A 7429-nucleotide genomic window follows, 5' to 3' on the forward strand; every position below is an offset into this window, starting at 1 on the left:
ATAACTGACGACCCCCCTCTTCGGTTACCTCCTTTTGCCTCACCGTTACCAATCAACAAATCGACTAATGATTTGGTAACGGAACTTCTGCATAAATCCACATTTTCTGCATTTTATTCCTCTGTGTAAAACATAGAGAAATACAGCAAATCCATCTCATTCTCATGTACTTACCTTCTATCCTCTCCCCAATGCTCTTTTCTCGAATAGTTGTATATAAACTTGATGAATGAAGTTGTCTAACTTGATGCGTCAAGTTAGACAACCTTTTTAAGCCCCTTTGAGAGGTGCTGTAACAGACGGGTATAGAAGTGGGGTAAAGAGTGGTTGATCGGGGGTACGCAAACTCCACGCTCCGAGAGGAAACGGGACAAAGGTCTGATAAGTCATGGGAAAGGTGATTCGGAAAGGAATCTGCAAGAAAAGCCTACTCAACGTGAACGGCGTCGGGGTGTGGTACTGTTGCGCTTGGAGGAGTGCGCCTTTGGACGTCCCTTGTCAGATGAACCGCCCTTGTGCTCGGTCTTGGGGCGATGAGAGGGCTGCGCCTGCCCTCCAAAGAGCTTGTCTATGAGGTCGAGACGCCCCATCTTTTTGAGCGAACGGACGATGTGAGGGCGCTCCTCGGGCTTGTACCAAAAGAAATATTGTCTCTGAGCATCCTTGTCATCCTTGGTGATGGCCGTGTAGACTTTTTCGAGTGTGTAAGGGTGATAACCGCTATAATAGATGACCGTGGCGACAGTCATCGGCGTGGGGGTAAAGTCTTGGACTTGCTCGAGCTTGAAATTGAGACTCTTGGTGAGGAGTGCGAGTTCGGCCATGTCTTCGCCCTTGCATCCGGGATGCGAGGAGATAAAGTAAGGGATGAGTTGCTGACGGAGGTTGTGTTTTTCGTTGATGCGGTCAAACTCCCGCTTGAACTTCTTGAAAAGCTCAAAGGAAGGCTTACGCATGAGGTTGAGCACTCTGTCGGAAGTGTGCTCGGGAGCGACCTTGAGACGACCCGAAACGTGCTTGGACACAACCTCTTCGGTGTATTCCGCAGCTGCCTGAGAGAGTCGGGCATCTTTGTACTCGTGCATGAGGAGGTCATAGCGGATCCCACTGCCGATAAAACTCTTCTTGACACCGGGCAGGGCATCTACCTTACGATAGAGTTCGGTGAGCGGACGGTGGTCGGCATTGAGGTTGGGGCAGATATCGGGATGGATGCACGAGGGGCGGAGACAACGCTCACAGGCTTTGAGGTTGCGCCCCTGCATCTTGTACATATTGGCGGACGGACCTCCGAGATCGCTGATATATCCCTTGAAGTCTTCCATACGCGTCAGAGCTTTGACTTCGTTGAGAATAGAGCGTTCGCTACGTGAAGCGATGAACTTTCCCTGATGGGCGGAAATAGTGCAAAACGCACATCCCCCAAAACAGCCCCGGTGCATATTGACCGAGTGCTTGATCATCTCATATGCGGAGATCACCTTGCCCTTGTATCGAGGATGTGGCGTGCGAGTATAGGGAAGATCGAAGGAGCGGTCTATCTCTTCGGTCGTCATGATGGGGTAAGGGGGATTGACAATGATGGTCTCATCCCCTACTCTCTGCAACAGCCTGCGAGCGTGCATGGCATTGCTCTGCTCCTCGATATGACGGAAATTGGCAGCGTACTTTTTCTTGTCCTTGAGACAGTCTTCGTGACTGTTGAGGGTAATATCTCCGTCTTGTGCCGTCACCTGATCGGCAGGGATGGTAAAGGCTATCTGCGGGACGTCTCTCAACTCTGCAACCGAAGCGCCTCTCTCTATGCGTCGGGCAATCTCTACAATGGGAAGCTCTCCCATGCCGTAGATAACGACATCGGCTTCGCTCATCGAGGGCATACCGGGCAGGAGCTTGTCCTGCCAATAGTCATAGTGCGTCAATCGACGCAGGGATGCTTCTATGCCTCCTAAAATAATGGGGGTGTCGGGGAAAAGTTCTCTCAAGATACGGCTGTACACTATACTCGGATAATCGGGGCGCATATCGCTGCGACGGTCGGGGGTATAAGCGTCCTCAGAGCGGAGACGCTTGGCAGCGGTATAGTGGTTGACCATGGAGTCCATATTGCCGGGAGAGACGCCAAAGAAGAGTCGTGGCTTGCCCAACTTCTTGAAGTCTCGGAGATCGTCTCTCCAGTTGGGCTGGGGGATGATGGCGACGCGGTAGCCTGCGGCTTCGAGGGTGCGCCCTATGACCGCAGCGGCGAATGAGGGGTGATCTACGTATGCATCACCACTGAACAGGATGACGTCGAGTTCGTCCCATCCGCGCATTTCCACCTCCTTTTTGGAGATGGGCAACCACCTTTTCAAGTCTTGCCTTTCACTCATCGGGTGCAAAGTTACGATAAAAAATATCGCACAGCCATCAGAGCCTAAGGGAGTTGGGAGAAATAACAAAAAAATCCCTGCATGAGACCTTCCGGACATCATGCAGGGATAAAACTTATAAGATGAGTAATGTTTACTTCTTGAGCGGCTTGAGGGACTTGAAGAAGTCGTTGCCCTTGTCATCGACGAGGATAAAGGCAGGGAAGTCTTCGACCTCGATCTTCCATATAGCTTCCATACCGAGCTCAGGGTATTCTACACACTCGACTTTCCTGATATTGTCTTGAGCAAGGACTGCCGCAGGCCCTCCGATACTTCCGAGATAGAAACCTCCGTACTTCTGGCAGGCATCGGTGACTTGCTGACTGCGGTTACCCTTGGCAATCATGATCAAACTACCGCCATGAGACTGGAACAGATCGACATATGAGTCCATACGGCCTGCTGTCGTAGGCCCGAAGGAGCCCGAAGGCATCCCCTCAGGAGTCTTGGACGGTCCGGCATAGTAGATAGGATGATCTTTGACATACTGTGGCAGACCTTCGCCTCTGTCGATACGCTCTTTGAGCTTGGCGTGAGCGATGTCTCGACCAACGATGATGGTCCCTGAGAGAGAGAGGCGTGTCGCGGTAGGATACTTGGACAGCTCTGCGAGGATCTCAGGCATAGGGCGATTGAGATCTATCTTGATCACCTGTCCTTCAAACCCATTGCGGTACTCTTCGGGGATGAGACGACCCGGCTGTGTCTCCATCTTTTCTATCCATATACCCTTCTTGTTGATCTTGGCCTTGATGTTGCGGTCTGCCGAACAGCTCACACCCATACCTACGGGGCAAGATGCACCGTGACGAGGGAGACGGACGACACGTATATCGTGAGCGAAATACTTACCTCCAAACTGCGCTCCTATACCGAGGTTGTTGGCTTCCTCAAGGAGACGAGCCTCAAGCTCCTTGTCCCTAAAGGCACGACCGCCCTCGTTTCCGGTATCGGGAAGACCGTCATAATACTTGGTGCTGGCGAGCTTGACAGTCTTGAGACAAGTCTCTGCAGATGTACCGCCGATGACAAACGCAATGTGATAAGGTGGGCAGGCTGCCGTACCCAAGGACTTCATCTTCTCGACAAGATACTTGACGAGGGTCTCGGGATTGAGGAGAGCTTTGGTCTCCTGAAAGAGAAATGTCTTGTTGGCCGAGCCTCCGCCCTTTGCTACACAAAGGAACTTGTACTCATCCCCTTCGGTAGCCATGAGATCGATCTGTGCGGGAAGATTGGTCCCGGTATTGATCTCCTTGTACATATCGAGTGGCGCATTCTGAGAATATCTCAGATTGTCTGTCATGTAGGTGTCATAGATACCGTGAGAGAGTGCCTCTTCGTCGTTGCAGTCCGTCCACACGCGCTGCCCCTTCTTGCCAAGGACCATCGCCGTACCTGTATCCTGACAAAACGGAAGCTTGCCAAGGGCGCTGACTTCGGCATTGCGGAGGAAGGTGAGGGCGACAAACTTGTCATTTTCAGAAGACTCAGGATCGGCAAGCACCTTAGCCACCTTTTCCTGGTGATCCTTACGGAGATAAAAAGAGACATCGTGGAAAGCTTGTCGTGCAAGGACACGCAAGCCCTCAGCATCGACTTTGAGAATTTCCTTGCCCTCAAACTCGGAAGTACTCACGTACTGATCCGTAAGGAGGTAATACTCTGTGGTATCCTCTCCGAGGGGGAACATCTCCTGATATTGAAATTCCTTTGTAGGCATATCTTTAGTGAATGTTTGAGTTGTAAATAGAGTGAGTTGTATATCCGAGCCAACCCTCTTGATGTCAGCTCTTAATCACAAATTTAGTCAAAATAATGGATTAACACCCCTAACTGTCGGATAATGATATAAAAGGTCGGTGAAAGGGCCTCCACAGCATATGCGAAAGAAGGTTCGGAGAAAGGGAGTTGGACAGAAGTTTGTATCTTTGTGACCTGAAAAAGAAAGAGATATGACGAGCAAAGCATATTGTACTCATGCCAAAGACATATTGAATACCGGGTTGCCGATCATGCTGGGGCAACTCGGGGTGATCCTTGTGGGCTTCGTCGACAACATCATGGTGGGACACCACAGCACTCTCGAGCTCGCCGCGGCTTCGTTTGTCAACAACTTCATGAACCTTGCCTTCATCTTCGGATTGGGTTTTTCGTACGGTCTCACGCCCCTCATCTCCGCCGCATTTGCAAGCCGAAACGACAAGCTCGGACTCCTGCTCGGCAACAGCCTCCTTGCCAACGGGCTCATCGGGATACTTGTCACCGTGATCATAGCCGTGTTGGGCTTCAATCTCGAGTGGTTTGGACAACCTGACGAACTCACGGAGTACATCCGTCCCTACTATGCGATCCAGACCTGCTCCATCATCATCGTGATGCTCTTCAATGCCTACAAGCAGTATGCGGACAGCATCGATCATGCGACGCTTGCGATGAAAGTCATGCTCACATCCAATGTCCTCAACATCATCCTCAACTATCTCCTCATCTTCGGGAAATGGGGCTTGCCTGAACTCGGGCTTACGGGAGCAGGTATAGCTACCCTCTCCGCACGAGTCTTCTGTCTTGTTGCCATGACGTGGTACATATCTCGTCCAAAGCTCGGTAAGGCCATGTACAATCCTCTGTGTAGAGGACAACAAAGGTACAACAGACAGGCATTTACCCACCTCTTCAGACTCGGGGCGCCGATAGCTCTGCAGATGGGAGTGGAGGCCGCATCGTTCAGCCTTGCAGTGATCATGGTCGGCTGGTTGGGATCGCTCGAACTCGCAGCACATCAGATCATTGCAGTCATATCGACATTGGGCTTCATGATCTTTTACGGACTGTCTTCGGCAGTGACCATACGCATGAGCAGGTACTACGAAGTAGGTGACATACAGAGGATAAGGGCGACCGTCTTCACGGGTCTTACCCTGCAGTTGATCATGGCTTCGAGCCTGGTGCTGGTACTGCTCTTCACCCGACACTTCATCGGCAGGATATTTACCGAAGATGCGGAAGTCGTATCGATCGTGGCAACGCTCTGTATCCCCGTGATGATCTATCAGTACGGAGATGTATTGCAGATACTTTTTGCCAATGCCTTACGAGGTCTGAGAGATGTCTCTTTCACGGCCGTCAGTGCCGTAATATGCCACATCCCCCTTGCGCTGGGATTGGTGTATGTACTGGCCTTTCCCATGGGATTGGGAGTGCTGGGGGTATGGATGGCTTTCCCGGTCAGTCTCACCACGCTTGGAGTGACGCTGTACTTCCGCTACCGCAAAGTCATGAGACAACTTGAAGCCCAAAAGAGCTAAAAAAGGCTTCCGTACAGAGCTATATCTACGCAAGTCCCCTCCGAAAGACTCTCCTCATCCCTCTTCCAACAAGCTCATCAAAGACTAAAAAAGCAACTCCTCGTATGTATATCGGGAATATGTCGGAATACATACGAGGGGTTGCCTTGTGATGGTGAAGTGTACCGCTCAGTCTTCGTCGTGCGCGGCATCGAGTGCTATCTCAAGCACTTCTCTGAACATCTCTCCCTCCCTATCCTCATCGGCCTCAAACGAGAGAGGGAACTGTGGCAAGTCGGCAAGGGCGGCATTGAGGGTCTCTCCGAAAGCTTTAAGGTTGCGGGTATAGAAACACCATTCTTTCAAGCCCTCTCCGGTAGAGACATAAGCGAGAAGGGCTAGTTTGTTGCGCTCCATAGGTGGTCGCAAAGCTTCTTCAAAGGCTTCCATCTGAGCTCCGACAGCTTCCTGAGGCATACCCTTTCCGTCGCCCTCGTAAGCCCAACGCACCTCTATCCGATAGGGATATTTGCCGGTTTCCAAGTGAGGCAGGAGTTCTTTACGAACAAGGAGAAAACGCATCTTGTCCGGATCATGCTCGCCCTCGAGGAGGACAGTGATCATCTCATCATTGACTTTTGCCATAGGTTGAAGTTTATAGTTTGGGGGGATTGAGGGTTTGTGCAGCTGTATCTCTACGATAGTGAGCCAGCTGTATCGCATTGACGACATTTTGCCATATCACGTAGAAAGAAGGGATGACAGATACCACGGGATTCATAAACGTGAGAGCCATCCATATCGCAAGCACGGTATTTTTCTGTCCGAGAGCCTGACCGCTATTGACGGCAAGGATGCCCATGACTTTGCCTGTCTTTCGTCCGATAACAAACAGCAGGAGGCAAACGACAAAGACGCTCAAGGCGATGATGGTACCGTATCTGAGATCGAGCTCTTGGTGCTCTTTGAAGAAGCGTATGGTGTTGGAAGTGATGATGACGAGGGAAAAACACCAAAAGTAGAATGTCCAACCGGCTCTCTTGGAAAGGGCATCATGGATCCGAGGCATCCTATACCTCAGCCCCCAAATAAGCACGATAGGCATGATGAGGAGGAGGGAAACCTTGGAGAGAATCTGCATCACTGTGGCGAGATAGCCAAGTCCGGTATCGGGATAGAGCGAAGAGAGCAAAGGTGGTGCAAGGAGACTCATGGTCACATTGCCGATGATGAGAGAAGCAATGATAAAGCCCATACTGCCACCCATCATCGCCGTGATGACGGAGGCCGAGACAGCTGTCGGCGTAAGGATGATAAGTGCCAATCCCTGTGCCAAAATCTCGTCCCAAATCCTTAGGAGAAAATAGGCTCCGACCCCGAAGACCCACTGGATCACAAAGAGAACGATGTGCACCCTCGACATCTTGACATCGGACGGAGCTATACGAGTGTAGCTCAGCGACAGCATGATGAACATGATGTATGGCAGCAAGAAAGCCAATCTGTAGGCCCATGGGGAGAGGAAGACTCCTACAACCATGGACCACAGGAGTGCATAGTCTTTGAATATCCGAGAGACATGCATAGGGATCGGACTGAGCATAAATAAGATAATACAAGAAGAGACCCGACCCAAGTATATCCGGGTCGGGTCTCTCATCTACTTTTGTTTCAGTTGTCTCGCAGGGATTCGAACCCCGAATTAAAGAGCCAGAATCTTTCGTGTTA

General features: G+C 51.0%; 5 protein-coding genes. 1 reads left to right on the forward strand and 4 read right to left on the reverse strand.

Going from position 1 to position 7429, the window contains the following annotated elements; translation table 11 throughout:
* Positions 1 to 431: 431 nt before the first annotated feature.
* Complete coding sequence (locus Q4A14_RS08375; RefSeq protein WP_303171385.1) at positions 432 to 2372, reverse strand: YgiQ family radical SAM protein; 1941 nt, start codon at positions 2370 to 2372, stop codon at positions 432 to 434.
* A 133-nt stretch (positions 2373 to 2505) separates the two neighbouring features.
* Positions 2506 to 4137 (reverse strand): fumarate hydratase, encoded by a 1632-nt coding sequence (locus Q4A14_RS08380; RefSeq protein ID WP_303171387.1) that lies wholly within the window; start codon positions 4135 to 4137, stop codon positions 2506 to 2508.
* A 232-nt stretch (positions 4138 to 4369) separates the two neighbouring features.
* Between Q4A14_RS08380 and Q4A14_RS08385 the strand changes: the two genes are divergently transcribed.
* A complete protein-coding gene (locus tag Q4A14_RS08385; protein WP_303171388.1) occupies positions 4370 to 5722 on the forward strand; it encodes an MATE family efflux transporter in 1353 nt (450 codons plus the stop codon).
* A gap of 168 nt (positions 5723 to 5890) precedes the next feature.
* Here Q4A14_RS08385 and Q4A14_RS08390 read toward each other — a convergent pair whose 3' ends face one another.
* Together Q4A14_RS08390 and Q4A14_RS08395 are read right to left on the reverse strand one after the other, a co-directional pair.
* Positions 5891 to 6346 carry a DUF695 domain-containing protein gene (locus Q4A14_RS08390; protein WP_303171389.1) on the reverse strand — a complete coding sequence of 152 codons (456 nt, stop codon included), beginning with the start codon at positions 6344 to 6346 and terminating at the stop codon, positions 5891 to 5893.
* Positions 6347 to 6356: 10 nt separating this feature from the next.
* Positions 6357 to 7304 carry a hypothetical protein gene (locus Q4A14_RS08395; RefSeq protein WP_303171390.1) on the reverse strand — a complete coding sequence of 316 codons (948 nt, stop codon included), beginning with the start codon at positions 7302 to 7304 and terminating at the stop codon, positions 6357 to 6359.
* Positions 7305 to 7429: the final 125 nt, after the last annotated feature.

This window comes from Porphyromonas sp., assembly GCF_030529325.1.
In the GTDB taxonomy this organism is placed as follows: domain Bacteria; phylum Bacteroidota; class Bacteroidia; order Bacteroidales; family Porphyromonadaceae; genus Porphyromonas_A.

Excerpts from the sequence above, each read along its gene's own strand:
- Q4A14_RS08375 (WP_303171385.1), bottom strand. The coding sequence starts at position 2,372 with ATGAGTGAAAGGCAAGACTTGAAAAGGTGGTTGCCCATCTCCAAAAAG.
- Q4A14_RS08380 (WP_303171387.1), bottom strand. The coding sequence starts at position 4,137 with ATGCCTACAAAGGAATTTCAATATCAGGAGATGTTCCCCCTCGGAGAG.
- Q4A14_RS08385 (WP_303171388.1), top strand. The coding sequence starts at position 4,370 with ATGACGAGCAAAGCATATTGTACTCATGCCAAAGACATATTGAATACC.
- Q4A14_RS08390 (WP_303171389.1), bottom strand. The coding sequence starts at position 6,346 with ATGGCAAAAGTCAATGATGAGATGATCACTGTCCTCCTCGAGGGCGAG.
- Q4A14_RS08395 (WP_303171390.1), bottom strand. The coding sequence starts at position 7,304 with ATGCTCAGTCCGATCCCTATGCATGTCTCTCGGATATTCAAAGACTAT.